The 559-nt window shown below is 59.6% G+C and carries 1 protein-coding gene; it reads right to left on the bottom strand.

Going from position 1 to position 559, the window contains the following annotated elements; genetic code table 11:
- Positions 1-559, bottom strand: a 559-nt coding sequence (locus ACTHUR_RS16930) for a helicase-related protein (protein ID WP_440399855.1), incomplete at both ends; no start/stop codon positions are given.

Below are 559 nucleotides of genomic sequence, written 5' to 3'. Positions count from 1 at the left end.
TGAAGCTGCTCCACTTTCGCCCGTGCGGAATAGCGTTTGACACGCGCGAGGCCGGTGTCGATGACGTATTTGATGCCCGGCACGGTGAGCGAGGTTTCGGCGACGTTGGTTGCCAGCACGATGCGGCGTTTTGCGCCAGAGGGGTGGAAGATTTTGTGCTGCTCGGCGTGCGACAGGCGTGCGAACAGGGGCAGGATTTCGTCGTTGCGGCGCAGTGTGGACTTGCGCAGAGCTTCGGCAGCTTCGCGGATTTCGCGCTCGCCCGGCAGGAACACCAAAATATCGCCTTCACCGTAGCGTGCCAACTCGTCGGCCGCATCGACAATCGCGTCGGTCAGCTCTACTTCCGCGTCGTCTTCGTCTTTGCTGGTCAGCGGGTGGTAGAGGATTTCGACGGGATAGGTGCGCCCGCTCACTTCCAGCACGGGCGCGCCGTTGAAGTGTTTGGAGAAGCGTTCTGCGTCTATGGTTGCCGAGGTGATGATGACTTTTAAATCGGGGCGACGCGGCAGTAGCTGTTTCAGGTAGCCTAGCAGAAAGTCAATGTTCAGGCTACGTT

The sequence above is a fragment of the Neisseria sp. P0021.S007 genome, from assembly GCF_051956855.1.
Note: the sequence above shows the minus strand (reverse complement) of the source record. Positions and strands in the feature narration are given on the sequence as shown.